The organism is Streptomyces sp. NPDC006450 (assembly GCF_040612195.1).
Lineage (GTDB): Bacteria > Actinomycetota > Actinomycetes > Streptomycetales > Streptomycetaceae > Streptomyces.
Genome location: NZ_JBEXPT010000018.1, coordinates 47,320 through 72,671 on the forward strand (window position 1 = coordinate 47,320; position 25,352 = coordinate 72,671).

Annotated in this window: 23 protein-coding genes and 1 pseudogene; 11 read left to right on the forward strand and 13 right to left on the reverse strand. The window is 71.0% G+C overall.

Annotation, left to right across the window (positions count from 1 at the left end):
- Positions 1–248 precede the first annotated feature (248 nt).
- From ABZY57_RS09450 to ABZY57_RS09460, 3 genes are read right to left on the reverse strand one after another with little or no spacing between them, the layout of a single operon-like run.
- Positions 249–2,678 (reverse strand): FtsX-like permease family protein, encoded by a 2,430-nt coding sequence (locus ABZY57_RS09450; RefSeq protein WP_356509826.1) that lies wholly within the window; start codon positions 2,676–2,678, stop codon positions 249–251.
- Positions 2,675–3,355, reverse strand: coding sequence for an ABC transporter ATP-binding protein (locus ABZY57_RS09455; protein WP_356509828.1), 681 nt, complete (start codon positions 3,353–3,355; stop codon positions 2,675–2,677). Before ABZY57_RS09455 ends, ABZY57_RS09450 begins: the two co-directional genes overlap by 4 nt.
- Complete coding sequence (locus ABZY57_RS09460) at positions 3,352–3,876, reverse strand: PadR family transcriptional regulator (RefSeq protein ID WP_356509830.1); 525 nt, start codon at positions 3,874–3,876, stop codon at positions 3,352–3,354. The genes ABZY57_RS09455 and ABZY57_RS09460 overlap by 4 nt, the downstream gene beginning before the upstream one ends.
- 408 nt (positions 3,877–4,284) lie before the next feature.
- On the opposite strand from ABZY57_RS09460, the gene ABZY57_RS09465 reads away from it, so the two are divergent.
- The 4 genes from ABZY57_RS09465 to ABZY57_RS09480 all read left to right on the forward strand — a co-directional run bounded on the left by ABZY57_RS09465 (position 4,285) and on the right by ABZY57_RS09480 (position 9,211).
- On the forward strand, positions 4,285–4,521 hold the full coding sequence (locus ABZY57_RS09465) for a hypothetical protein (protein ID WP_356509832.1): 237 nt from the start codon (positions 4,285–4,287) through the stop codon (positions 4,519–4,521).
- 107 nt (positions 4,522–4,628) lie between these two features.
- Positions 4,629–4,874, forward strand: coding sequence for an antitoxin MazE7 (locus ABZY57_RS09470; RefSeq protein ID WP_356509834.1), 246 nt, complete (start codon positions 4,629–4,631; stop codon positions 4,872–4,874).
- A gap of 3 nt (positions 4,875–4,877) precedes the next feature.
- Complete coding sequence (locus tag ABZY57_RS09475) at positions 4,878–5,258, forward strand: toxin Doc (protein WP_356509836.1); 381 nt, start codon at positions 4,878–4,880, stop codon at positions 5,256–5,258.
- 443 nt (positions 5,259–5,701) lie between these two features.
- On the forward strand, positions 5,702–9,211 hold the full coding sequence (locus tag ABZY57_RS09480) for an NB-ARC domain-containing protein (RefSeq protein ID WP_356509838.1): 3,510 nt from the start codon (positions 5,702–5,704) through the stop codon (positions 9,209–9,211).
- A 341-nt stretch (positions 9,212–9,552) separates the two neighbouring features.
- Here the strand turns inward: ABZY57_RS09480 and ABZY57_RS09485 are convergent, their stop codons facing one another.
- Positions 9,553–9,918, reverse strand: a complete 366-nt coding sequence (locus ABZY57_RS09485) for a helix-turn-helix domain-containing protein (protein WP_356509840.1) — start codon at positions 9,916–9,918, stop codon at positions 9,553–9,555.
- Positions 9,919–9,994: 76 nt separating this feature from the next.
- On the opposite strand from ABZY57_RS09485, the gene ABZY57_RS09490 reads away from it, so the two are divergent.
- Together ABZY57_RS09490 and ABZY57_RS09495 are read left to right on the forward strand one after the other, a co-directional pair.
- Entirely contained in the window at positions 9,995–10,654 is a 660-nt protein-coding gene (locus ABZY57_RS09490) for an NAD(P)-binding domain-containing protein (RefSeq protein WP_356509842.1), read from the forward strand.
- Between the two features lie 517 nt (positions 10,655–11,171).
- The gene (locus ABZY57_RS09495; protein ID WP_356509872.1) at positions 11,172–11,588 is read left to right on the forward strand and encodes a C40 family peptidase; all 417 of its coding nucleotides are present in this window, start codon (positions 11,172–11,174) and stop codon (positions 11,586–11,588) included.
- A 30-nt stretch (positions 11,589–11,618) separates the two neighbouring features.
- Here ABZY57_RS09495 and ABZY57_RS09500 read toward each other — a convergent pair whose 3' ends face one another.
- Together ABZY57_RS09500 and ABZY57_RS09505 are read right to left on the reverse strand one after the other, a co-directional pair.
- Positions 11,619–11,765 (reverse strand): hypothetical protein, encoded by a 147-nt coding sequence (locus ABZY57_RS09500; RefSeq protein ID WP_356509844.1) that lies wholly within the window; start codon positions 11,763–11,765, stop codon positions 11,619–11,621.
- 244 nt (positions 11,766–12,009) lie between these two features.
- Positions 12,010–12,513, reverse strand: coding sequence for a SpoIIE family protein phosphatase (locus tag ABZY57_RS09505; RefSeq protein WP_356509846.1), 504 nt, complete (start codon positions 12,511–12,513; stop codon positions 12,010–12,012).
- Positions 12,514–12,533: 20 nt separating this feature from the next.
- Here ABZY57_RS09505 and ABZY57_RS09510 point away from each other — a divergent pair, with 20 nt between their 5' ends.
- Complete coding sequence (locus ABZY57_RS09510; RefSeq protein WP_356509848.1) at positions 12,534–13,766, forward strand: FUSC family protein; 1,233 nt, start codon at positions 12,534–12,536, stop codon at positions 13,764–13,766.
- A gap of 357 nt (positions 13,767–14,123) precedes the next feature.
- Here ABZY57_RS09510 and ABZY57_RS09515 read toward each other — a convergent pair whose 3' ends face one another.
- The 4 genes from ABZY57_RS09515 to ABZY57_RS09530 form a co-directional block, all read right to left on the reverse strand.
- On the reverse strand, positions 14,124–14,723 hold the full coding sequence (locus ABZY57_RS09515; RefSeq protein ID WP_356509874.1) for a pyridoxamine 5'-phosphate oxidase family protein: 600 nt from the start codon (positions 14,721–14,723) through the stop codon (positions 14,124–14,126).
- A gap of 93 nt (positions 14,724–14,816) precedes the next feature.
- The gene (locus ABZY57_RS09520; protein WP_356509850.1) at positions 14,817–16,088 is read right to left on the reverse strand and encodes a globin domain-containing protein; all 1,272 of its coding nucleotides are present in this window, start codon (positions 16,086–16,088) and stop codon (positions 14,817–14,819) included.
- Between the two features lie 1,064 nt (positions 16,089–17,152).
- Positions 17,153–18,178 (reverse strand): sigma-70 family RNA polymerase sigma factor, encoded by a 1,026-nt coding sequence (locus ABZY57_RS09525; RefSeq protein ID WP_356509852.1) that lies wholly within the window; start codon positions 18,176–18,178, stop codon positions 17,153–17,155.
- Between the two features lie 358 nt (positions 18,179–18,536).
- A complete protein-coding gene (locus tag ABZY57_RS09530) occupies positions 18,537–18,764 on the reverse strand; it encodes a hypothetical protein (RefSeq protein ID WP_356509854.1) in 228 nt (75 codons plus the stop codon).
- Between the two features lie 839 nt (positions 18,765–19,603).
- On the opposite strand from ABZY57_RS09530, the gene ABZY57_RS09535 reads away from it, so the two are divergent.
- Entirely contained in the window at positions 19,604–20,968 is a 1,365-nt protein-coding gene (locus ABZY57_RS09535) for an NAD(P)/FAD-dependent oxidoreductase (protein WP_356509856.1), read from the forward strand.
- A gap of 44 nt (positions 20,969–21,012) precedes the next feature.
- On the opposite strand, the gene ABZY57_RS09540 is transcribed toward ABZY57_RS09535, so the two are convergent.
- Both ABZY57_RS09540 and ABZY57_RS09545 read right to left on the reverse strand, forming a co-directional pair.
- Complete coding sequence (locus ABZY57_RS09540) at positions 21,013–21,528, reverse strand: hypothetical protein (protein WP_356509876.1); 516 nt, start codon at positions 21,526–21,528, stop codon at positions 21,013–21,015.
- A gap of 514 nt (positions 21,529–22,042) precedes the next feature.
- Positions 22,043–22,432 carry a hypothetical protein gene (locus ABZY57_RS09545; RefSeq protein ID WP_356509858.1) on the reverse strand — a complete coding sequence of 130 codons (390 nt, stop codon included), beginning with the start codon at positions 22,430–22,432 and terminating at the stop codon, positions 22,043–22,045.
- Positions 22,433–22,741: 309 nt separating this feature from the next.
- Here ABZY57_RS09545 and ABZY57_RS09550 point away from each other — a divergent pair, with 309 nt between their 5' ends.
- Entirely contained in the window at positions 22,742–23,065 is a 324-nt protein-coding gene (locus ABZY57_RS09550; protein WP_356509860.1) for a hypothetical protein, read from the forward strand.
- A 69-nt stretch (positions 23,066–23,134) separates the two neighbouring features.
- On the opposite strand, the pseudogene ABZY57_RS09555 reads toward ABZY57_RS09550, so the two are convergent.
- Positions 23,135–23,416 (reverse strand): annotated as a pseudogene (locus ABZY57_RS09555) (transposase); the annotation flags it as partial.
- Positions 23,417–23,922: 506 nt separating this feature from the next.
- Here ABZY57_RS09555 and ABZY57_RS09560 point away from each other — a divergent pair.
- Both ABZY57_RS09560 and ABZY57_RS09565 read left to right on the forward strand, forming a co-directional pair.
- Positions 23,923–24,351: a nuclear transport factor 2 family protein gene (locus ABZY57_RS09560; protein WP_356509862.1), complete on the forward strand. Its 429-nt coding sequence runs from the start codon at positions 23,923–23,925 to the stop codon at positions 24,349–24,351.
- Positions 24,352–24,733: 382 nt separating this feature from the next.
- Positions 24,734–24,865 carry a hypothetical protein gene (locus ABZY57_RS09565; protein WP_356509864.1) on the forward strand — a complete coding sequence of 44 codons (132 nt, stop codon included), beginning with the start codon at positions 24,734–24,736 and terminating at the stop codon, positions 24,863–24,865.
- Positions 24,866–25,352: the final 487 nt, after the last annotated feature.

Consider the following 25,352-nt stretch of genomic DNA (forward strand, 5'->3'; position numbering starts at 1 on the left):
AGTTCCTCTGCGAAACGGCGTGTGTCCGCGTGCTGTTCACGACCCCGGGCAGGCGATGACGGCGTGAACCGCCCGTAGCGGACACGCGTCCTGCGCCTCTTCGGCACCTGACCGGCCTCCCCACGCTGCCCGCCGACGGTCGTGGGAGTGCTGCGCGCACCGCACCGGCGCGACACCCTTGAGGTGACGGATGGATGACGGCCCGCCATGGTGTCCCGCGGCGGGTCGTTGGGCTGGTCATGGACCAGCTACTCGGTGCGCAGGCCGTCGGGACGCATCATGCGCCACAGCGGCGGCAGGCTGAGCAGGGTGACCAGCAGGACGACACCGCTGCTGATGCCGGTCATCCACGCGATGCCCGCCCAGTCCACGGCCAGTGGCAGCACCGCCATTTTCAGCAGGATCACGCCGAGGCCCAGGCCGCCGACGACAGCCAGCGCCAGGCCGAGCGTCACCGGCAGCGCGGTCTGCCACAGCACCGACAGCCCGAGCGTCGAGCGCCGGGTGCCGAAGGCGACCAGTGCCGACAGCAGTTTCCTCCGCTCGCGGAGCTGCTCCAGCACGGTGACGAGCATGCTGGCGCCGATCAGCAGCAGCACGACGGTCGTGCCGATGAACAGGCCGCGCTTGATGTTCGTGAACTGCGGGGCCGCGACGGTCTCCTCGTAGTACTGGACCGACTGCAGCGGGTCCATCCGCGCCGCGGTGTTGCGGACCTGTTCGGCCGCGTCGCGGTCGGCGGGGTCCAGCTTCGCCAGCAGTTCGGTGCCGGCGTCACCCAGGGCGCCGGCGTCGATCGCCTCGGGGGTGGCGAAGATCCCGGTGTGGAAGGACCCTGCCGGGTCCGGTACCAACGCGGTGAGGCGGGCGGCGGCCGGCACGGTCCACAGCTTGGGCGCGCCCGGCTTCCGGGACGTCTTGTCCTGCGTCGAGAGGTCGACTTGCGTGCCGGGCGCGGGGAGGTACGCGCCGCCGGTCAGCGGGTCCTGGTTCGCCAGGTCGCCGGCCAGGTAGACGCTGCCGGGCCGGCAGCCGGAGGCCTCGACGATCTGGCCCAGGGCCGCGCAGTCCCCGACGATCACGAAGGCGCCGGCGTCCGAGGGCGTGCCGGGCCCGTGCGCGTGGCCGAGTGTGTAGGTCAGGGTCGATGCCACGCCCGGGGTGGCGCGGAGCGCGGCCGTGTCCTTCTTCTGCTGGGCCGCACCGGTGTAGTCCCTGCTGATCCGCATCTCCCCGCGGAGCGGACTGAAGCCGGTGTCCTGGGTGTACCTGCTCTCCAGCCCCGAGAACAGCATCTGCACGGCGATCGCGCCGGCCACCGCGACCGTGATGCCGTTGAACATCCGGGCCGACGCGCCACTGTCCATCTGGATGCGGCGGGTGGCGAGCTGGAGCGGGAGCGGGCCGCCGCGCATCCGGCCGACGACGGTCGCCATCGCCCAGGGCAGCAGCGCCGTCACCCCCATGAGCAGCAGCACGGCGCCCGCCGCGATCCTCGGCTCGTTGACCGGGGCGCCCGGCGAGAGCCCCCCGATCATCGGGGACAGCAGGGACACCCCGACGACCGGCAGCATCAGCCGCCACCACAGGCGCCGCCGGGCCGTCCCGGTGTTCCGTACGACGCCGAGCGGTTCGATGGAGACCGTACGCAGCGCGAACAGGGTGACGGCGACGGCCGTGACCGGCACGCCGGCCACGATCAGCGCCGCCAGCAGGGGGCTCGGGGACACGTCGGACGCGAAGACGCTGATCCGCCACAGCTCGACCGTGCCGATGAGCTGGCGTCCGCCGACGAAGAGTCCCAGCCCCACGGCGAGCCCGATCAGCGCGCTGAACAGGGCCTCCCCGGCCGCGATCCGCCGCGTCATGTGCGGGTCCGCGCCGACCAGCCGCAGCGCGGCCAGCCGTCGGTCGCGGCGCTCGCCGCCGAAGCGGACGGCGGTGGCGATGAGGACCGCCACCGGCATCAGCAGCACCACGAAGGTGATGATGACCAGCAGCGTCAGGAACGGGCCGAGGGCCTCGGAGGGATTCGGGCCGCCGATGTCGTCGGTCCTGATCGGGTTCTCGTCGTCGGGGACGAGGTTGTCGGCCCCCGCGTAGTAGGCGAGTTCGCGTGGGCCGAGGAGTCCCGCCTCACCGATGGTGCCGCTGACCTTGTGGCCGAGGCGCTCCTTGAGCAGGGCCCCTTCGGGTGAAGCGAGCAGCTTGCCGAGTTCGGGGGAGACGAACATCTCGCCGGGGGCGGGCAGTTCGTGCAGGCCGGGCGGGAGCAGCGGACGGTCGCCGTCCGGCTGGACCAGCCGCCCGTAGACGTCCTGGCCCCGGTAGGTGGTGTCGGCCCGGCCGGTGACGATCGTCTCGGCGGTGGGCCGCACGGCCACGCTGTAGGAGGAGGGGGAGTCGTCGCGGGCCGCGCCACGGTCGCCGCGGGCGTTGAGGATGGCCGGGACGGCGGCGGCGACGAGCAGCAGGGCCACGCCGAGGCCGACTCCGACGGCGGTCAGGAGCGTACGGGTCCAGCCCTCACGTCCGCCGCTCACCGCGAACCGGACGCCGAAGGCGAGGTCCCGTACCCAGTCGGCCGGGGTGACGGGGGTCTCCCCGCGCGCCGCCGCACGGCGGTTGTCGAGTTGGCGGTGCTGGGTACGGATGCGTCGCAGCATGCTGTTCTTCACGCGGCGTGCTCCATGTCGCGCGTCTTTCCGTCGCGTACGACGATCTCGCGGTCGGAGTACGCGGCGACGCGTGCTTCGTGGGTGACCAGGACGACGGCCGTGCCGGTGTCGCGGGCGGCCTCGGTCAGCAGGCGTATGACGCGTTCGCCGTTGAGGGAGTCCAGGGCGCCGGTCGGTTCGTCGGCGAAGAGCACGCGCGGGTTTCCGACCAGGGCGCGGGCGACGGCGACCCGTTGGCCCTGGCCGCCGGAGACCTGGCCGGGACGTTTGCGGGCGAGGTCGGCGACCTCCAGGCGTTCCATCCACCCGACGGCCCGGCGCTCGGCCTCCTTGCGCCGGACGCGGTTCAGCCGCAGCGGCAGTGCCACGTTCTCCAGGCAGGTCAGGTCGGGCACCAGCTGACCGAACTGGAAGACGAAGCCGAACTCACCCCGGCGCAGCCGGCTGCGCCCGGCGTCCGAGAGCGTCGACATGGCCCGGCCGTCGTACATCACCTGGCCGGCGTCGGGCGTGACGATGCCGGCCAGGCAGTGCAGGAGGGTGGACTTGCCGGAGCCCGAGGGGCCCATGACGGCGACGACCTCGCCGGAGCGGATGCCGAAGTCGGCGCCGTCCAGCGCGGGGGTCGCGCCGTACGACTTCCGCAGGCGGGTCGCGGACAAGAGGGGGTCGGTCATGTGCGGATCTCCGTGGCGAGCTGGCCGAGGCGGGCGGCGGTGAGTTCGAGCCACCGCAGGTCCGCCTCCAGGTGGAACAGGGCGTGGTCGCAGATCAGCTGGTCGGCGAGGTCGCCCTGGGACTTGCGGCGGGTGAGCTCGCGCATCAGGCGCAGGTGTTCGGCCCGCTGGGTGTCGAGCAGTGCCTCGGCGCTGCGGCCGGTCAGCAGGGCCAGCACGACCTTGGTGTACAGGGTCGTCTGGAGGTACGGCTCGGGCTTCTCGGGCTGGGCGAGCCAGCCCTCGACGTCGGTCACCCCGGCGTCGGTGATGGCGTACCGCTTGCGCTCCGGGCCTCCGCCCGCCTCCGTGCCGTCGACCTCGACCAGGCCGTTCTTCAGCAGCCGCGCCATGGTCGAGTAGACCTGGCCGTAGTGCAGGGGGCGGTCCTGGCCGAACCGGTCATCGAAGGCGCGCTTGAGGTCGTACCCGTGGCGGGGCCCTGACTCCAGAAGTCCGAGCAGGGCATGGCTGATTGACATGCGGCGCACTCTACACGGTGTGTATACATCGCGTGTATAGCCCTCCGTGGCGCCGGCCCGCCCGGCCATCGCCGGGTGTGGCCGGGGGCTGACGGGGCAAGCGGTGTCCCGGAGGTGGATGCGCAGTCTCACGCCATGAACGATTCGACATGGGCGGGAGTGTGGCACCGTGTGCAGTCACTCGTGGCCACGCCGGGCGGTGACCGCGTCTTCGGTGCCGGTTGGGCACACGTTCTTCCTCTTCTTCCTCGAAGACCCTCTGACTCCGGCGGAACTGGCGTATCTCGAAGGCCAGATGGGCGTGTCGCTGCCCGAGGAGTACTGCGGCTTCCTCCTCCGCGTCGGCGCCGGAGGCGCCGGGCCGGCACGCGGGGTGCATCCGGCACGCCTGATCCAGGGACGCTGGCGGTGGGAGGGAGACGGCGCAGAGCTGTCGGGCACCCGCTGGCGTGGGATGCCTACACGCGGCTGCTCGCCCGGCACGGCCGCGCCGCGGAGGCGTTCACCGTGATGCTGCTGCTGCTGCTGCTGCCGCCGCCGCACGCCGATGACTGGGCGCTCGCCACCGCCCTGGTCGACGTGGCCGCCGTCGCTGGCCGCGACGAGGAGGCCGCAGCGGCCACGCCCCCGGCCGCTCGCAGATGATCCGTGAGGAACTCGTGAAGGCGCTGGCGTCCTCCGGGCGCCGGACTGGCACAGGGATGTCGCGAAGAGGTATTCGCGAAGGTATTCAAAGGTGCATACTCGGGAACATGGCAGATACGACCGTGAAGATCGACTCCGAGACCCGAGACCGCCTCGCCGCCCTCGCGGCCGCTCACGGCAAGAGCGTCCGCGCCTACCTTGCCGAACTCGCCATCGAGGAGGAGAACCAGCTCGCCCTCGGCCGGGCCACCGCCGCCTTCCGCGAAGCCGTCAGCAAGCCGGGCATCGCCGACGCCTTCGACGCCGAGTACGGCGGCCTCCCGTCATCCACGACCACGCGCCGGGCGGCCTGACCCTTGGAACTGCACATCGACATCCGGTGGCTCCTGGACCGGCAGGAAGAACTGCTCGGGAAAGAGCTGGGAGTCCTGGACTACTCGGGCCTGGTCGCCGCGGTCGCCCGTCACCGCGTGAACACCCCGGCGCTGGCCGCCGACGAGCCCGACGCGTACTGGCGGGCCGCTGCCCTCCTGGAACAGCTCGTGCTCCTGCGCCCGCTGCCGGCCCGCAACGAGTACTTCGGATACGGCGTCGCCGTCGCCTACATCCGGTCCTCCGGCAAGACCGTCGACGAGGTCTTCGAGCCCTGGCGCAACCTCATCAACGACATCCGGGCCCTGCGCCTGAACGTCTTCGACGTCGCCGACCGGCTGCGCTCGCTACGCCCCACCTCCTGATCGGGCACGCCCCCGCCGCGTCTTCTCCGCGGAGGCGGCGCGCCCGCCATCGCGGCTTCAGCAACTGGTGCGGGGCTTCGTCGCGCTCTTCGAAGCTGTTTCCAGCCGGCGACAGAGCGTGACGGGGAGGAACCGTGGCAGACATGGCAGCGGCCGGGCGGAGGCCTCCCGCCGGGTCGGCGGTGCCGCACGGTCTGCACATGCTCTCCTCGATCTGCGGGACCGCGTGTGCCGCCGGGCAGCCCATCCCCGTGTTTCCGACGCGGCTTCGTCGCCGGCCGCGCCGCCGCCCGCTGGTCAGCCCCGTCGCCCCGACCCGGCTGATCCTGCACCGCTACGGCCAAACCCTGGCACGGGCATCCCGGTTGGTACGTGACGCCACCGGCTGACGCCCGCCCCGCCCCCTGGCTATCGTCAGGGCAGTCAGGACAGGGAGGTGGTCCGTGCGCGGTGCCGTCAAGGGCGCATCGTTCGCCGGAATCGCGGCGGCCGTGGCCGTACTGGCCTCGCTCGCGGCAAATGCCGCCACGTCCGAGGACCGTTGGCCCGGCGCGCTCGACCGCATCCGGCAGCAGCCGTGGTGGTGGGTCGCCGGACTCGCCGTCGCCGGGATCGTCGTGGCCGTCGTCTTGGCCTGGCGGCAGGAGCGGCCCGCCGACGATCCGCCCGTCCCGTCCGCGCAGACCGTTCCGGATTGGGTGATCGACCGCGCCGAAAGGGCCCGCACCGTCAAGGCGGTGTGCCGTACCCGGCGCGGCAGCCGTACCGTCGCCATCACGACCGCCCTCGAAGGCGCCGGCGGCTTCGGCAAGACGGTCCTCGCCCGGGCGGTGGCCGCGAGTCCGCGTGTACGGCGGCACTTCCGCGGCCGGATCTACGTCGTCACGATCGGCCGTGACGTCCGCGGCCGGGCGGCGATCGCCGCCAAGGTGGCAGAGGCCACCCGCTTCGTCACCGGCGACACGACGGCCTTCGACGACCCGGGCCTGGCGGGTGACCACCTCGGCCGGCTCCTCGACCGTCGCCCCCGCACGCTGCTTCTCCTGGACGACGTCTGGGATGCCGAACAGCTCGACCCATTCCTGCGCGGCGGAGCCCGCTGCGTCCGCCTCGTCACCACCCGTGTCCCCGGCGCCCTGCCGCGCGGCACCGAACGCGTCCGCGTCGACCAGATGTCCCCCGCTCAGGCTCGCGCGGTCCTCACCTGGGACCTGCCCGCGCTCCCCGAACCCCTCGTCCGCGACCTCCTGGAGGCGACCGGACGCTGGGCCCTGCTCCTGCGCCTCACCAACCGGCTGATCAGCCGCCGCATCGCCACCGGCACCGATCCGGAGCACGCTGCGGCCGAGACCCTGCAAGGGCTCGTCGCGCACGGCCCCGCCGTGGTCGACTCGGACCCGGCCACGCTCGACCTGGACGATCCGGCCCGCCGCGCCCAGGCCGTCCGGGCCACTGTGGAGGCGGCCCGGACCCTGCTGCCGCCCGGTGGTGACCGGCGCCTCGCGGAACTGTCCGTCTTCGCGGAGGACGAGTCGATCCCCGTCCCGCTGATCGCCCGCCTGTGGACGGCGACGAGCGGTCTGACGGAGGACGAGAGCCGTATGCTCTGTGCCGCGTTCGACCGGCTCTCCCTGATCTCGCTCGCCCCTGACCGCGGAGGCCGCGTCGCGATCCACGACGTGCTCCGCGACTATCTGCACCAGGAGTTGGGCGAACCGGCCGCGACCGCGCTGCACGGCACGCTCGCCGGCGCCTTCGGTCCCCGGCCCTGGGAGTCGTCCGAGGGATACGTGCTCGACCACGCGATCGAGCACCTGCTCGCCGCGGGGCGGACGGATGACGCGGAGCGCGTCGCGAGCGACCTGCGCTGGATCGAGACCCGACTTCACCAACGCGGCCCCATGGCGGCCTGGGCCGACCTGTTCGACGTCCCCACACGGCACGCGGCCCGGCTGGCCGACGACCTCACCCGAGCCGCCCACCTCCTCACCCCGACCGACCCGCCCGAGCTCCTGACGAACGTCCTGCACAGCCGCCTGGAGTCGCTGCCGCTGTGGCGCGACCGGATCGCGGGCAGGCAGGCCGCTCCCGAGATGGCGGCCCGGCCGCTCCTGCGCAACCGCGGGACCCCGCCGGACCTGCCCGAGCCGGCACTGCTCCGCACCTTCCTCGGCCATACCGGACCCGTGTGGTCCGTCGGGGTCAGCTCCGACGGCACGTCGCTCGTCACCGTCGGAGCCGACGGAATGGCCCGAGGGCTCGACCCGAAGATCGGCGGCGAGTTCACCGTGGACGTCCGGGGCCCCGGCCGCTTCAGGGTCCTCGCGGTCGCCCCGAACGGCACCGATCTGGTGACCGGCGGGCCGAGCCGTACCTTCCACACCTGGACCTTCGACCGGGCCACCCCGCCGACGCGAACCCTCGGGTCGGTCGGGGGCCGCGGGGCGTCGGTGCGGGCCCTGGCGGCCTCCGGGAGCCGGATCGCGACCGTCGCCACGGACGGCACTCTGGAGATCTGGGCGTGGAGCGGGGAGCACCTCGCCCAGGACGTCCAGCAGCAGGGTGACGAGCACACGTGCGTGGCGTTCTCCGCCGACGGTCTGTGGCTGGCCGTCGGCGGCCGGCGGCGAGTCCGGCTGATGTCCGCGGACCTCACCCAGGTGCAGGACCGCGGTCCCACTGCCGGCGCTCCGGTGAACGCCATCGCCATCGCGCGGGACGGCAACTGGATCGTCTCCGCCGAGGCGAACGGCGTACTGCAGATCTGGGACGAGACCCCGCCCCACCACACGTCGCAGATCCCCGCGCACAGAGGTCCCGCTACCGCGGTGGCGCTCTCGCCGGACGGCACGTGGCTGGCCAGCGGCGGCGAGGACGGCACCGTCGCGGTCTGGGACCGGCGGACACGGGAGTGCCGCGCCCGCTACACCGCCCATGCCGGCCCGGTCCACGGCGTCGCGGTCACACCGGACGGCGGCCGGGTGATCAGCACCGGCAAGGACGGAACGGTACGGGTCTGGGACAGCAGTGGGCCCGAGAGGATCCGCTCCGGCGCCGGCGAGGGAATGCGGACGGTCACCGTCGTCGGCGACGCCGAGCGGCTGGCCGTCGCCCACCGCGACGGGAGCGTCAGGCTGTGCGACCCGTACGGTGACACCTGGAGCAGCCCCCTGGCGTCACGTCACGGGGAGTACCGAGGACCGGTCGCCTTCGCGCCGCACGGCAGCTGGTACGCGGCGGGCCACCTCCACGGTGTCGAGATCAAGACCATCGACCAGTCGGCGGACCTGGACCCTACGGTCCTCCCGCTGGGCCCATCCACCACCGCGCAGGCCCTCGCCGTCGCTCCCGACGGCAGGTGGCTAGCCGTCGCCGACTCCGCGGGAGCGCTCCAGCTGTGGAACCGTCTGCCGCAGGTGCGAACCGCCACCGTGCCGGGTCCGTGGGATGTCCACGGCCGGGCGCACACCGTCGCCGTCGCACCCGACGGGACGTGGCTGGCCGTGTTGCGCCACCGGCCGCGGCGCGGACGGGACGATGTCGAGTCCCTGGTGCAGGTGATCCGCCTCGCGGAGGGCCGCGCGGTCGCCGGCCGACAGGTCCAGATTCACCGCGTCGAGAAACTCACCGGCCTCGCCGTCACACCCGACGGCACCCGCCTCCTCACCACGTCCCTGAGCGGAGACGTGAGCCAGTGGGACCCGCTCACCGGCATTCTCCTGACGACCGTCGCCGACCCCGACGGCCCCGTCCACGGCCTCGCGGTCTCCCCCGACGGCAAGTGGATTGCCACCGCAGGCTCCCTGCTCCGGGTCTGGGACGCCGCCACCGGCCGGACCGTCGCCGGCGTCCGCGCCGAGACGCCGCTGATTTCCTGCGTCTGGCTGCCTGACGGCCGCGGGATCGTCGCCGTCGGGGAACGCGGCTTGCACTCCCACGAGTTCCGGCCCTGAGGCGGCACCCCCACGGGCCGCCGAGCCGGTCGAGGCCATCGAGCACATGGGCGGCGTCACCTCCGCCCGCGGCACCAGCGGAACCCGCGGCGAGCTGGACTGGTCGCGGTGCGCTATCGACTCCGTCAGCATCCGGGCCACACAGGAGACGGCACGCGGTCCGGAACCCGGTGCCGGTGACAGCTCAGTGGGTGGATCTCGGCGCATCCGCCCCGCAGGGGCAACTGGCGGCGAATGGGAAGTCCGTGACGACATCTACGAAGCCTTCCTCAGTCGGGGATGCACGCTGATCTGGCGGCGGCGTTTGAACTCATCCCGGTGAAGGCGCGTTGACGCGTGCGTCACGGGCTGGGTGTTCCCGCACGCATTCGTTCCTGGGCGGCCATGACTTCTTCGCCGTGCTCGAAGGCCCACGATCCGAGTGTGTCGATCGGGCTGAGCATGGTTCGACCCAGAGCGGTGAGTTCGTACTCGACGCGAGGCGGCGCTTCGTCATGGGCGTGGCGTGTCACCAGCCCGTTGAACTCCAGCCGCCGCAGCGTCTCGGTGAGGACCTTGGGGCTGATGCTGCCGATGCGCTCGCGTAGTTCGCCCGGCCGTTTGGGGCCGTCCCGCAGGACCCAGATCAGCACGGCGTTCCAGGTGTTGGAGAGGAGGTCGAAGGCGAGGCGTGCGCGGCAGTCAGCGAGGAAGGCGTCGGTGGTCACGTACCAAATGGTGCCTGAAGGGCTTCCTAGTGTCGTCTCGAAAGCGGTTGGAGCAGAGGCGGAGAGGGGTGTATCGATGAAGATCGGTGTGCTGGGGACGGGGAACATGGCGGACGCATTGGCCACGCAGTGGGTGCGGGCCGGGCACGAAGTGTTCGTCGGCGGCCGGAACGAGCAGCACGCTCAGCGGCTTGCGACGCGCATCGGGGGCGGTGCGGGGCATGGGAGTCTGCGGGCGGCGGCCGGCTACGGCGAGGTCGTGCTGGCAGCGCTGCCGTACGGCGCGGGAGCGGACATTGTCAGGGAGCACCAGTCGGCTCTGGACGGGAAGGTTCTGCTCGACTGTGCCAACCCGGTGGGGCCCGGCTTCCGGCTGCTGACGGAAGGCGGCCCCTCGGCGGCGCGCCGACTGGCTGCGGCGGCACCGGGCGCGCACGTCGTCAAAGCGTTCAACCTCTGCCACGAGGACGTATGGCGGATGACCCCACCGGCCTTCGACGGTCGGCCCCTGGCCGTTCCCGTCTGCGGGGACGACGAGGCGGCGATCGCACTGACACGCAAGCTGGTGCGGGACATGGGCTGCGAGCCTGTGTCCGGGGGTGGGCTGGACCGTGCCGGCCTGCTGGAGGCGACTGCCGCCCTGTTCATCGGACTGTGGGTGGCGGAGCGGACGGACGTACGGGCGATCGCGCCGCCGCTGGCATACGCGACGGGCCCCCGACCCGAGAAGGCGTGAGGCATCCCCGGCGTGGGCGGCGGACCGGCGGTCGGCCCGCCGCCCACGATGTCCGGGCCAACCGGATGGCCGCGGTAGGGATCCGGCCGGGCACTCCGATCCTGCTGAGGCCGGACTGCCGCGTTGACGAAGGGCTCGCTCTGTACCCCTCCGGTCGTCTACGGCAGATCGCATGCGGAGCACGGTGCCGTGAGTGGTTGCGGGCCCGTCGGGGAGGGCTTGGGGACCGCGTTTCGGCAGTCATATCTTCATATCTTCGCTGGATTTTTGCGGAATCTATACGTTGGAAACCCGTGTCCGGAACTGAATTGAGGACGGCTCCGGACAAAACTGTCGGCCGTTACGCGCAGAGCGCTTGCATCGGAGAAAGTAGGACGACCTTCCCAGGTATTCGATCAACCGGCAATCCGAACGTGGAGGTATCTCGATGTCCGTCTGCAGGAACAACTCCCATGAAGCCCGCCGGGCTCCGGGAGTTTTGCGAAGCGCCGCCGGATCCCGCCCCTCTCGCCTTTCTCTGCTCATCTGCCTGCTGGTGGCGGGCACCTTTGCCAACCCGGTGTCACAGGCAGACGCGGCCACGTCGTATGGAGCCAAGGCCGTAGCCGTGGCCGCTTCCAAGAAAGGTGCCCCCTATGCGCGAGGCGCGACGGGGCCGCGAAGGTTCGACTGCTCGGGGTTGATGGTGTATTCCTTTCGGAAAGTCGGTACGCGGCTTCCGCGTACTGCCGAGCAGCAGTACGAGCAAACTTCTCGCGTTTCCGGGGACGAACGCGCATTGGGTGATCTGGTGTTTTTCTCGCAGGGCTCAACTGTAAAGCATGTGGGCATTTATGCAGGCCGTGACGAAATCTGGCACGCTCCTCGTCCGGGGACCCGAGTAAGGCTGGAACGCATTTGGAGTAAGAACGTCCGCTACGGGCGAGCCGGTTGACGGCACGAGTGGCCCCGGGGCCGGCCCTGGTCACAGGCCGCTCTTGCCGCGGTCTGGTGGCGAACGCCGACTGCTGCCGGGACTGGCCGGATGCCGGAGCTCGGTGACGGCGGTGCGGATGACCAGGGCGGCGGTGAAGAACACCGGCGCCAGCAGTGAGGCGTCGCCGCAGGCCATCAGGTGGACTGCCCGTCCGTCGGTGCAGTGGTGCCCTCGGCGTAGATGTCGGGGATGCCGTCGTGGTCGGCGTCGAGGTTCTCCGCCTCGTACAGCCGCCGGTGGACGGTGTTGCGCCTGCGCAGCAGGACCGCGGCGAGGACCGCGGCGATCAGCGGGGCGCCCCCGCCTGCCCCACGCGTCGCTCTTGGTCATTTCTCGCTACGTCGCCCGGGGACAGTCCGGTGAACTCCGGGCGACGCTGTCACCGCTGCAGGCCTCGTTCGCCGAGCATGGTGGTGCCTGCCCGTCGGTCTGTGACGCCGTCGGTGTACATCAGGAGCAGGTCGCCCGGCTGCGGTTCTGTCTCTGTGACGTGCAGCGCGGGCGTCTCCATGACCCCAGGGAGGTTCCGGGTTCGCCGATGCGGGGGATCTGTCCGTCGGCCCGGCGCCCGAGGGGTGAGAGCGCCCGCCCAGGGCGAGGCGCAGGCGTGCAGGGGAGGCGGTGAGGGTCGGGTCTGGCGCAGGCAGCGGTGCTCCGGCAAAGGCGATGGATGGGCCGGTCGGTGCGGATCGCGGTTTTGGCGGCTTGCAGGACGGAGTGCGGCTCGCGGGTCCAGACGCTGTGCGCAAGGGCCGTAGTCCTCGGCTTGGACCACCTGGCGGGGGGCAGTGTCACGGCGGCGTGCCCCCAGCTCCGGGCCCGAGGAGCGCAGCCTCGAGCCAGCCGAGGCTGACCTGCTGCGATCGGCGGTGTTGATCTTCACGGAATGGGAAGGGGCGGGTTATGTCACTTCCTGCTCCACTGCGTCAGCTGGTGCGCCGGCACCGGGAGCCCGCCGTCGTCCAGACCGTCCGCTCCACTGCGGCCGCCGTCATCTCGTACGTGGTCGCCCTACGGCTCAGCGGCGAACCCGCCCCACTCACGGCGCCGCTCACCGCTCTGCTCGTCGTCCAGGTCACCCTCTACTCGACCCTCACCACCGGCATCCGCCGGGTCAACTCCGTGGTGGCCGGGGTGCTGCTCGCGATCGGATTCAGCGCGCTGGTGGGGCTGACCTGGTGGAGCCTCGGCCTGATCATCCTGGTCTCGCTCACCATCGGCCCCCTCGTGAAGGCCGGAGAGTTCGTCCCCGAAGTCGCGATCAGCGCAATGCTGGTGCTCGGCGTCACCCAGGTGACGGACACTGCCTGGGACCGGGTGCTGGAGACCTTGATCGGCGCCGCCGTCGGGCTGCTGTTCAACATCCTGTTCGTGCCGCCCGTATGGGTTGGTCCGGCGAGTGAGGCCATCACCGACCTTGCCCGGCGGATGCGCGCCCTGATGATGCACATCACTGACGAACTTGACGAACACACCCCGGTGGAGAAGGCTGCCGCCCGTCTCCACGAGGCTCGCCGGCTCGACAATGACATCGCCCAGGTCGACGCCGCACTGCGACAGGCAGAGGACAGCCTGCGCCTGAACCCGCGCGTACGCGAAGGGCTCCTGTTCCGCCTGGTCCTGCGCACCGGCCTGGACACCCTGGAGATCTGCGCGGTGGTGCTGAGGGTCTCCTGCCGGACGCTGACCGACCTGGCCCAGGCGCGACCCGCGGGGCCGCTGTTCCCCGCGCACATCGCACAGGGCCTGCGTGAGCTCTATGCGCACACGGCCGTCGCCGTGGAGAGCTTCGCCCAGCTGATCACCGCGCAGGTCAGCGCCAACGCCGAGGAAGCCGAGAGCAGGTTGACCGAGGAGCTCAAGACAGCCCGACTCAGTAGGGACCGGCTCGCCGGCCTCCTCCTGGACGAGGTCCGCGCCGACTCCCGCCAGTGGCAGCTCTCGGGAGCTCTCCTCGCCGAGGCGGACCGTGTCCTGGACGAACTCGGCGTGGAAAAGCGTTCCGAGCGACTCATCGAGGAACTGGACCGGCATGCGCAGCTGCGCCGCGAGCGTTTCCCCCGTCTGCACCGCCTGACGGGCCAGTGGCGGTCCCGCTCCGGAGCGGACGAAGCCGGCCGACCGCGACGGTGGTGATCGCAGGCCATCCGCAGCGTGGCCCATCCTCTGGCGAACCGTGACTGCGTCGCCGCTGACGGTGATCCGAACCGCACCCGCTCTGGCCCCCCTGTCCCTCGGCTCGGCTCCGCCGGCTGGCTGGGCTTGTGATCCACGCACCGGTTCATCGACGAGCCCTCGCCCACGGCGGCGGCGTCAATCCGGTACCAGGTCAGGCCGATGTCTGTTGCTGGAGATCGATGTGGTCGACCCCTCGGACTTCAGCGACACCCTCACTGCCCGCAGCGTCACAGTGGACGGCTACCGGACATCGGAGGTGCCGGATACGCGGACGCCGGCCGGTTCGTCCGCACGCCCCACCGTCTGGGCGGGAGGTCACCATCGCTCCGTCATCCGGGCCGCCTCGACGTACCCGCCGTGCACCACCGGGTCGGCCGGTGCAGTGTGGCAGCCGGTGAAGTACTCCGCGTCCTTGGGGCGGTCGGCGGGATTGCTGGAGCGGGGGGCCGGCACCAGGTGCGGTATGTACTTGGAGCAGTGGATGTAGGCCTCTTCGACGGTGAGGTGGACCCACATCTCAGGGCCGCGCCCTGGGCCGACGTCGTCGGGCAGGCCGGGCTGCGCGGTGCGGAGGTCGGCGTCGAGGTAGAGCTGCGCAACGCCGTTGACGTGCAAGCCGACGTGATGGTGCGTGAAGTCGACGAAGAGCATGCCGAGGTGCGGGTTCTCGCTCATGTTGCCGGCACTGGCGAGCACGCCGTTCCCCCGGAACTCCGGGTAGACAAGGGTGTGCTTGTCCAGTACCCGCACGAACCCGGGCGGTCCTGCCCGGAAACTGGCGTCGCATTCCCCGCGGGAGTCGGCGGTGGCCAGGAAGACCATGCTTTGGCGGTCGATGAACTCCTGCATCTCGGCCGTGAGACAGGGGCGCACCTGCTGGTCGTAGAACCGGGCGGCGCGGTCGGCGCTGCCCATGTTCTGCTGCAGCCGGTGTTCGCCTTCTGATCCGAAGGGCGGCGGGGGCGAAGTCACGGGGCGTTCTCCTGGCAGGATCGGCAAGCGTGTGGCTCAAGGAGCGGACAGGACGGGGGTCTCGAACGGGTCGTGGTGGATGCGGTCGGGCTGGGTGCCGTTCCGCGTGAGCGTCTCGCTGGCTGAGACCACCATCGGAGCCGGTCCGCTGAGAAAGACGTCGTGCTGGTACCACGGGCCGTACTCGGCGAGCACCTGCGGCAGGGATCCCCGGATACCGGGGATGTACTCGTGGGAGACAGCGCCCCTGATGGACAACCAGTGGTACTGCTGAGCCATTCGGAGCATGTCGTCGACCCCGTACAGCTCGGCACCGGTACGGGCCCCGAGGAACAGGTCGACCTTGTGTCGTCCGCCACGGCGGGCGACTTCCTCGACGATCGCGCGGATCGGTGCGAGACCCGTGCCGCCCGCTACGCAGAGCAGGTCCCTGTGGACGGCGGCATCGAGGACCATGTCACCCATCGGCGCACCGAGCTTGACCACATCTCCCAAGGCGGAACGGTGCACGAGCGCGTCGCTGACAGAGCCGCTGGCCACCGCGCGCACGTGGAAGGTGAGGGTGCCGTCGGGGCGGGGCGCGTTGGCGGGGGAGTAGTAGCGCCACACTTTGGGCCACCATGGCGTCTCGAGGCTGACGTACTGCCCGGCGACGTACGGGTACGGCACGTGCGGGCGCACGGTGACCTCGGCGATGCCGTGTCCACGCTGGACCTTGTGCACCACCCTGGCGGGCCAGACGGCGGGCCGCTGGGTTTCGTCCTGCTCGGCAGCGCTGATCATGGCGCCGGCGACCACTCCGTACGCCTTGGTCCAGGCCGCGGCGATGTCCGCGGTCCAGGCGGGACCGGCATAACGGGCCAGAGATGCGAGGAGGCACTCGCCCACGGCAGGGAAATGTGCGCTCAGGGTGCCGAACTTGCGGTGATCGCGACCGAGGTGACCGCAGAAGCGGACCAGGCTCTCCGGGTCGTCGACCAGGTCCACGATGCGCAACAGCGCACGCAGCAGACGGCCGCGTTGGGCGTCCATTCCCGGGGGAAACATCGGACGGACCTCGGGGTGGCGGGTGAAGAGGATCGCGTAGAAATAGACCGTCATGTCCGCGGCGAAAGGTTCGACGACGGAGACCGAAGCCCGTATGAGTGCTGTCTCGCGGGCGGAGAGCGGCGGCTCGGCGGTGGCTGCCTCGCCGCTGGCGGCGGCTAGGGAGGGAGCCGCGTCGGGGACGGTGCCTTCCGGGTCCGGGTCCGGGTGCGGGTGCGGGTGGGTGGGCGGGTGGGTGGGGCGTCCGATCCGGAATCTCAAGAGACCAGTGCTCCTCCTACCGGTATGTGATCTGGCCCCGATCGTCCGAGGGCCGGGTCGGACATGACGTCGCCGTCTCGCAGCGAGCCGAGGGCGCAGCCCTCGCTCGATCTGGCTCCCGGGGGAGTGGGGGCCGTGGCGGCGACGGGGGCTGGCATGCGTACTCCTGGTGAGGTGCGGGACGTTGAAGTGGAGCAAGGGGTCCCGGACGTTACGTGATCACGGGTGCGACTCAGGAGTATTGACGGGCCGCGTCGACGGGCCCGGCCGATTCCACGCTCGTCGAGACCAGCGATTAGGGGCCAATTCATCATGGATCCAGGGGATTGCACTCGGGGACAAGGCGTGGCTCGGTCCCCGACCTGGGGGAGTAGGTCGAGGGCTCCAAGAGGGGTGCGACGGCGTTGGCCGCACGCCCGACCTACTGACGGACGGAGTTCTTGACGTCTTCCTTCGCATGGCGGGCCTCGTCCTTGGCCTGCTCGGCGTGCGCCTTGCTGTTCTCCGTGCCCGACATCGGGATCTCCTCGTGATGTACCGGATCTTGGTCGTGACGACCCTCCTGCTCACGATCGGTACCGGCAAACCCCGTACCGGGTACCGACTTCACCGAGGCAGCCTTCCGACGGCCCGACCGGCCCCGTGCCGAGGGCGCAGTGCCCCGCGCCTTCGTCCTCCCCTAGCGAGAAGCCACCGCCAAAACCTTGTCGCACTGACATCTACTCTGCGTCCGACGACAGCGGTCAACGCTGAGCCGATCCGGCAGCGGGCAGCCCTCCCTCCCGCGCTCAGGCGGTGCTGGCCTTGTGGATGAGGCGTTCGGCGGTGCTGATGCCGTAGTGGGTGGCGAGCGAGACAGGGGTTGGCCGCCGGCCCGTCGCGGGCGTGGCCTCGCGTCTCGCCCCCGTCGCCGTCCTCGCCGGCTTCACGGCCTCCGCAGCCTCCGGCCCGGCCTTCCCAGCCGGAGCAGGCCTCGCCTGCTGTGGCTGACAGCGATGACGACAGGCCTGGCTTCCGACCCGGTGAACAGCTAGCCGCTGTCGACGGCCTCGAACTCTCGTCGCTCACACCCTCGCTGAGGACGCCGCCCCGTTCTCGGGTTCGAGCGCTGGGTCGTGCTCCACCTCGCCCAGGCGGTCCGGAAGGCCGAAGAGCGGGAAGAGGCGGTCGGTGTCGCGGTAGGCCGTGATGCCGCTGATCCGGGCGTCGCGGAACTCGACGACTTGGAGGGCCCAGGGCACGTAGCCGGTGCCGTCCTCACGAGGGCGGTACTGGCCGAATGCGGGGGAGCCGTTCGCCACGGTCGGGACGAGACGGGAGCCGCGGCAGCCGATCGCGGGGCCGGTGAGCCATGCCTGGATGTCGGGGACACCTCGCATCCATTTCGAGTACGGGGGCAGGCACAACGTGGCGTCGAGGTGGAGGAGCATGTTCAGCTCCTCCATGTCGTAGCGGGAGAAGGCCGCGGCGTACCGCTCGGCCAGCACCTTGCGGACGCTGACGCCGGACGGCCGGACGATCGTGCCGTCCGGCGCGTGGCGGCGGTCGGCAAGCGTGGCTCGGGCCCGCTGCAGGGAACTGTTGGCTGAGGCGACCGTGCAGCCGTGCAGATCGGCGACCTCACGTGCTGAGAAGCCCAGGACGTCCCGCAGGATCAGCGTGGCCCGCTGCCTGGGCGGCAGGTGCTGCAGCGCGGCGACGAAAGCCAACCGGACCGATTCGCCCGCCGTGGCGGCCGCCTCCGGATCGCCGCCACCGGGGCAGGGCTCCACCCACAGGACGGATTCCTGCGGGGGCGCCGGCGGGGTACCGCCCCCACTCGGGCCGGACAAGTCCATCGGCAGCGCCCGCCGCCTGCCCGAAGCCAGAGCGTCCAGACACACGTTGGTGGCGATGCGGTACACCCACGTCCGCAGTGCTGACCGGCCCTCGAAGCGGTCGATGTTCCGCCACGCCCGCACCAGCGACTCCTGTACGGCGTCCTCGGCTTCGGCGTACGACCCCAACATCCGGTAGCAGTACCCGGTGAGCTCCCCCCGGTACTCCTCAAGCCCCTCGGCCACCGCGCCGGACGCCCCGGATTCCCCCATGCCGCACTCCTCAAGTAGATAGCTTCAGGCCGCTGAGCTGGCGCTCCACTGTAGGAGCACGGTCCACGGCCGAAGCGCGAGGCACCCCAGGGGTCGGCGTTCCAGGCATCTGAACCGCCGACAGCGGAGCCAGGTACCGCGCGTTGTCCCGGCCCCCGCGGACAAGGGCCGCCCAGCTCTGCGGCGACCCTCGACCCATCACACACCGACACCGGAGTTCCCCGAATTCCCCTCGGTGGACCGGAGCCGAGTTCCCGCACACGCAGAACCTCTTCGGACCCCGCTGCCGCACTCGGTCGACTGCTCTCTCACGTACAAGTCCGTGGGAGGCCAGCCAGGTCCTGCTGCGCGGGGGCCTCTACTGGAAGGTGCTGCTGTTCTTGTGGCTGTCGGCGCGGGTGTTGGCGTTCCTGACCTCGCTGGTGGTCGGGTCGCTGTTGATGTTCGTGTTCAGCGCCGAGATGTGGTCGATGATGTCGAGGTTGTTGCCGCCGGGATCGGTGATGTCCGCGTGTGCGGGTACGGCGGCGAGAACGGCCGCACCGATGGTGAGAGCAGCGCTGGTGAGAGTGTGTCGCTTCGTCATGGGCTGATCAACGGGTGCCGTGGCCGAAGGTCACTAGGGGGTGGCGACCGTGTCCGACGCCACGCCGGCCACGTCGGGGTGGCTGTGGTTGCTGAGCTCTTGTGCGCCATGGGCGAGTGGCCGGGTTGGAGGCGCTCAGCGGGGCGCGTGCGGCTTCCCGTTGCTCCTGGCGGAGTCGGGAAGCGGGAACGGGCTGGCCCACGCGGTGGGGATGGGACGCGCGGGCATGAGGTCGGGCACCGGATGCAGCGGGGGTTCACCCCGACACCGAGCTCGGCGAGCCGTGGCTGATCGAGCCGGCCGCGATGCTCGTGGGTCGCGATCCACATCCCGGCCCGGTGTCTGCGGCCGTCGGCGAGCCGCTTGTACGGGCCTGCCCCGGCATACCTTCGCTTTCCCGTTCCAGGTCTGGCCCGAAGGGCGGCGGCAACAAGGTCACCCTGACGGGCACCGAGCTCGCCGACATCACCACGGTCACCTCCGGGGCCGGCCGCAACGCCACCGGACTGTCGTGCACCGCGACCTCCTGCACCGCCAAGGCCCCGGCCGGGGCCTCCATGTCCAAGGTCCCGTCCAGGCCGTCAACGCCGCAGACACCAGCCCGGCAACCGGCACCACCGTCTACACCTACGGCCGCTGACGCCCAACGGCCCCGCCGTTCGGCCATCTCCTGCCAGGTCCGGCAGTCGGCCCTGATGGGCGCTCCCGCGCCTCGGGGCGGGGCCGTTCGGCGGTACTCCCGGCTTTCCGTAGCCGTCCGCCCCGATTTCCGCGTGGATGGAGCGGCATGCCGGGGAAGGCGTGGCAGGGACCCGTACATCCGAGAAGGGACGGACACCATGGCACGACCGAGGATCGTGGTTGTCGGCGCGGGCTTCGCCGGCGTCTCCTGCGTACGCCGCCTGGAGCGTTCGCTGTCACCCGGGGAGGCGGAGATCCTGCTGGTCACTCCATCCTCCTACCAGCTCTACCTACCGCTGCTGCCGCAGGTGGCCTCCGGGGTACTCACCCCCCAGTCCGTGGCGGTGTCGCTGCGCCGCAGCCGCCGCCACCGGACCCGGATCGTGCCCGGCGGGGCCGTAGGCGTCGAAACCTTGGCCAAGGTCTGCGTCATCCGGAAGATCACCGGGGAGCTGGTCGACCAGCCCTACGACCACCTGGTGCTCGCACCGGGGAGCGTGACCCGCACCTTCGACATCCCCGGCCTGGCGGAACACGGCCGCGGCATGAAGACGCTGGCGGAGGCGGCGCACCTGCGCGACCACGTGATCGCCCAGCTCGACCTGGCCGACGCCGCCGCACCGGGCTCGGCGGAACGGGCCTCACGGCTCGGCTTCGTCGTGGTCGGTGGCGGCTACGCCGGCACCGAGACGGCCGCCTCCCTGGAACGCCTCACCACGAACGCCGTCAGCCGCTACCCCCGGCTGGACCGCCGCGAGATCAGCTGGCACCTGGTGGACGTCGCCCCGAAACTGATGCCCGAACTCGGCGACCGGCTGGGCCGGGCCGCCCTCGACGTGCTGCGCGGCCGAGGCATCGAGGTCTCGCTCGGAGCCTCCGTCGCCAAGGCCGGCCCCGAGGACGTCACCCTCACCGACGGGCGCGTGCTGCCCTGCCGCACCCTCATCTGGACCGCCGGCGTCGCCGCGAGCCCCCTCATCGCCACCCTGGGCGCCGAGACCGCCAAGAGCGGCCGGCTCGTCGTCACGCCGGACCTGCGGGTGCCGGGCGCCGACGGCGCCTTCGCCCTCGGCGACGCGGCCGCCGTCCCAGACCTCGCCAGCAGCGGCGACGGTGCGGTGTGCCCGCCCACCGCACAGCACGCCATGCGCCAGGGCAAGGTCGCCGCCGACAACGTCGTCGCCACACTACGGGGCACCCCCCTACGGCGGTACGTCCACAAGGACCTCGGACTTGTCGTCGACCTCGGCGGCCGCGACGGCGTCTCCCGGCCCCTCGGCATCGACCTGCGCGGAATGCCCGCCCAGGCCGTCGCCCGCGGCTACCACTGGGCAGCACTGCGGACCGGCGCCGCCAAGACCCGCGTGATGACGAACTGGCTCCTGAACGCCGTGGCCGGTGACGACTTCGTCCGAACCGGATTCCAAACGAACAAGCCGCCAACACTGTGCGACTTCGAGCACACCGACCACTACCTCACCCCCGAGGAGGTACGGGCCCGCACGGCGGCCCACGGCGGCTGACAGCAGCTACGAGAACCGGCAGCCCCGCGGCGTCTTGGGCAGCGTCACCAGGTCACTGGGCAACGCGGGGTCCGCCCGCCGGGCGGACCCCGCTTCTCCGCGACCTTCCGCGTCTCCGACACCTGCCAGGCCAGCACAGGCAGCAGAACACGGCGCAGCCAGCCCTCATGAGGAACAGCACGGCGGCCGCGATGCCGGACCTGCACGACATTCGGGGCGCCGACGGTGATGCCCTGCCGGTAGGCGAGGGATCCGTCGCGGCAGGCGACCTCGACACCAGGGTGTTCGCGGAACCAGTGGCCGAGCCGTTCCGCGTCGCGACTTTCCCAGAGTGTGAGCGGGAGCCAGGTGGTGACGTCCACCAGGAGAGCTCCGTAGGTGTCGCCGTAGAGCGCGAAGTCGTCCACCCCCAGCACCCGGGGCGCGACCAGTGGCGGAAACACACCCGCATCAGCTGGGACAAGGCGGTGCACCGAGAGCCTGATGTTCAAGATCCGCAGCATCCGGGAACCGCCCCGGCCCGCCAGCACCACGCCGATGTCCTCCACCAGGCGCTGCAACGGCGGTGTCCGCGTACCCGGGTCCGGTGGCGGCGCCGGCCGTGGCAGTTGGCGCCGCCCCGGTCACTGCATCCACGACGGCCACCGCAGGCGGGCTGCACTTCAAGTGCTCCAGGAGCACGAAGCGATCGATGACGCCGGCTACTCCGGTCCGTGGCCGGACAACTGAGAGGTGACGGTGCAGGTGTGCGCGGCACGCTCGGGGGCACGTGTGCAGGAGATCCAGGACCGTCATGGGCGGCCTTCGGCGGAGGGCGGCTGGCCGGAGGACGCCCACGCGGCGTGGAATACGGCCCTAAAGACATGGGGCGATCAGATCCGCGTTGTCCGCAGGTTGATCTCGGCGTGGGCGAGGGAGAGTGGCCAGGAGCGCATCGACCTCGAGGCCCGGCTGTCGCACGCCCGCACTACGCTCACCTGCTCGCCGCCATCGTCGAGCTCGGCGGTGAGCTGGAGCTCCCCGCTACCCGTAAGGGGCGCTTCAGGGGCGCGGTCATCCCAGAAGGCTGCGTGGTCAGCGCCGGCCGCCGCCGATGCGGCGGTCGTCGGCCAGTGCGGTCAGCGGGCCGAACTCGCGGGCAAGCTGGTTCCACGTCAGAACCTCGCCACAGCGGGCCGGGAACTCCTTGGGGTTGAATTCGGGCATGGTCCAGGTGCCGGTGTCCCGGTCCCGCAGCCACAGGTCCCCGTCGCCGTCGACCACAGTGGGCGGGACCGGTACGGGCTCGGCCTGATCGGTGGGATCCCAGGTGGCCCGGCCCGGGTGGGAAACGCGGCGCAGCTCGGTGGTGGCCAGCCGCGCGGCCATGTCACGGGTGGTCTCGTCGGCGTCTTTGACCGACGTGAGTCGGAATGCGTCGTCGAGTACGGGCAGGGCTGGATTCTTGCTGCGCTTTGAGCTCATACGCTGACTACCTCCGGTGGGGGGCGTCACATCCGTTATGGCACCCCGTAGAGGGACACGGTATCCGAGGCGGGAGCCGGGCCGGCTACGACCACGTGCAGGTGGGGGCGCTGGCACACCGGGCGGTGGGGCTAGGTGGTGAGCTGGTCCTGGACCGCCGGGGGCGAGCGCACCCCGGGGCGGGTGGTGGGCTCGGTCTCGCCGGGCGGCTCTGATGTGTGCGGCGGGGCCCTCTTTGGGGGCTTCTGCGGGCGGGTGAGAGCGGGGGCCCCTATGTGTTTGGTCAAGGTGGTGGGCCAGGATGGCGGCATGACGACCTGGTTCCGCACCTACTACGAGGACGAAGATCTGTGGCTGTACTTCGAGGCCGATGGGGAGGGCTGGGCGGTGCGTCAGGTTGAGGTCCGGGGGCAGGACTCGCGGGCGGTGACGGCGGCTTCCTTGGCGGAGGTCGTGCACTTGCGCGACCATGCCGATCTTGCGTCGATGGGCCGCTATGAACGGCAGTACGGCGTTCTCGCCGAAGGCCCCATGGACGGCTGGCAGGACCAGCCGCAGGCAGCCGAGATCTCCGCGGAGGAGTTCGAGCGGCTGTGGACTGAAGGAAGGCAGGCTCTCGGCGACTCAGCCTGACCTGACCGGCTGCGGTTCGTAGAAGGTGCCGTCGCGGAGCATCGCGAACAGGACGTCGGCCCGGCGCCGGGCGATCCGCCGCATCGTCAGCCCGGGCAGGTAGGCGACCGGGCAGCCCATGTCCCTCGCGACCGCCAATGGCAGGGCTCCGATTGAGGCTGGCTGGTCGACCACGACCAGCACTGTTCCGTGCTTGGCCTGCAGCTTGGCGAATAGTTCGCGGAGCTTGGGTTCGGTGTTGGGCAGCCGCTTGTCGAAGGCTTTCTTCCCGGCCGGGGTGACGGCGGTGGCGTGGTGTTCGCCCTTGCCGACGTCCAGGCCGAGGAAGACGTCGATGTCGCCGGTGTCGATCACGTGCAGGCCCCTCCATCACGCTTCCGTCCGGCCTTGCCTCGGCACCGAGCTGCCACACCCACGTTACGGAGAGCTCTTCCGGCTCCGGTGAAGTCGGTGCTCAAGCCCCTCATCAGCGGTCCGTCGATGCCTCCGGATCCGGTGACACCACCCCCCCGGATCATGAACAACAAGGGGGGGGAAGTCATGCCGGACTACCTGGGGGGAGCCGTCCTGCGGTGACGTCCAGGGGGATGGTCCGTGGTGGTGAGTCCGGTGATGGCGGCGACCTCGGAGTCGGGACTTGTTCCTGTCCGATGTCCTCCAGGCTGACCGGGGGCCGGCCCCCAACGACAACATCAACCACACGACGATGGTCCCAGGCAGGCAGGCAGGCAGGGAGGCATGCTCTACCTGAGCTACCACACCCCCAACTCTGTCGACGTTCCCCTCAGTTACCTTCGAGCCAAGTACCCCGGCTCCTACTGGTACCCCCACCGCACCTGACCCGAAGGGTGGACCCCATGAAGAGGGCCCTCGCGCTACTGACAGTGCCTGTCCTGTGCGCAGCGCTCGCCGCCTGTTCTTCTGATGACAAGGTCGGCAGGAGCGAGAAGCAGACCGCCGAGAAGTACATCGCCGCGCTCAACGCCCGGGACCCTCAGGGGCTCATCGACCTGGATCATCCGGCGCCGGGCAAGACCGGGGTGAAAGAGCAGGCCGACAAGCTGATAGCGGAGAGCGGCGGCCGCGGCATCAAGATCTCGGATATCAACGTGATCAAAGAGTTCGAGCCGACCCTCGCGAGCGTGACCATCAGCGGCACCGAAGGCACGGGCAAACCGTTCAGCACGGTCATCGTGATGGGCAAGGAGGACGGCGACTGGGTCATCGGCCTGGGCAATCTCCCCGTCAAGGGCACGCCCAAGCCCACCGCCGGCTTCGGTCGGTAGGGCTCCTCGCGACCTCCGCCAAAGGCGCCGGCTCCGAAACGCCGCGCGGAGCTCGCCGGGAAGCCGTGGCCCAGGCTCAACATCACGGTTCCCCGACTTCCGGAATCCCGGGAGTCGGGGAACCCTGGAGTCACCGTGCAGACCCATTGCTCGGCGTCGGTCTGACGCTTCCCCTGGTGGTGCAGGAGCGGCCGAGCCCGTGCAGGTGGGCAGCAGGATTCAGATGGAGGTCAATGGCGGTCCCGCATCTCTGGAGACCGCTGGCATGGGTCCAGCTGGACAGAACATGCGATTTGTCCGCGGGAGCTGCCGAAGCCGGTGCTGCTGCAACGGCTTGGGCGAGCAGGGTTGCTGCGCAGCCGTCCCGGCCGGGGCGGTGTTGGTGCAGATCCGTCGCGGGGCGCTGGTCCAGGACCGATGGCCTGACGTGGTGGCGGCAGCCGAGCAGTTGCCGCGCGGCCTGGACCTCGATGGCCAACTGGTCGTCTGGGACCCGGAAGTATCCGCGGTATGACGTCGCCGTCCCGGACACGTTCCAGGGCGTGAGGCTCCTGTGGAACTCCCCGCTGAACCAGCAGCTGGAGACGCTCGCCGCAGCGGACCCGGAGGGCTAGAGGAGGCCGCCGGCCGGCCCCTCCGGCGGCCGGCCGGAGTGCGTGGATCTCACGGGCCCCGAGGGCGCTCGGCGCGCCGTGCGCCGGGGGGTGACAAGGGCAGCCACGGCATGGTGGTGGTCATCGACCCGGACCTGGTCGGCCGGGCCGATTCCCTGCCCCGCGAGGCCCCGCGAGCTGCGCGCGGCAATGGTTCACCCGGCGGACGACGCGCAACGGCAGCGGGCCGAAAACGGCGAAGGTTTCGCCGTCGGCCCGGCGGACCCGCGGGGGGGGCCGGCCCCGCGCGGGGCCGCCCCGGCCCCGCCCGGGGGGGGGGGGGGGGCCGCGGTTCGCCGGCCGCCCGGGGGGTTGTGGGAGGGGTAAACGCGTGGCGGTTGGGAGTTG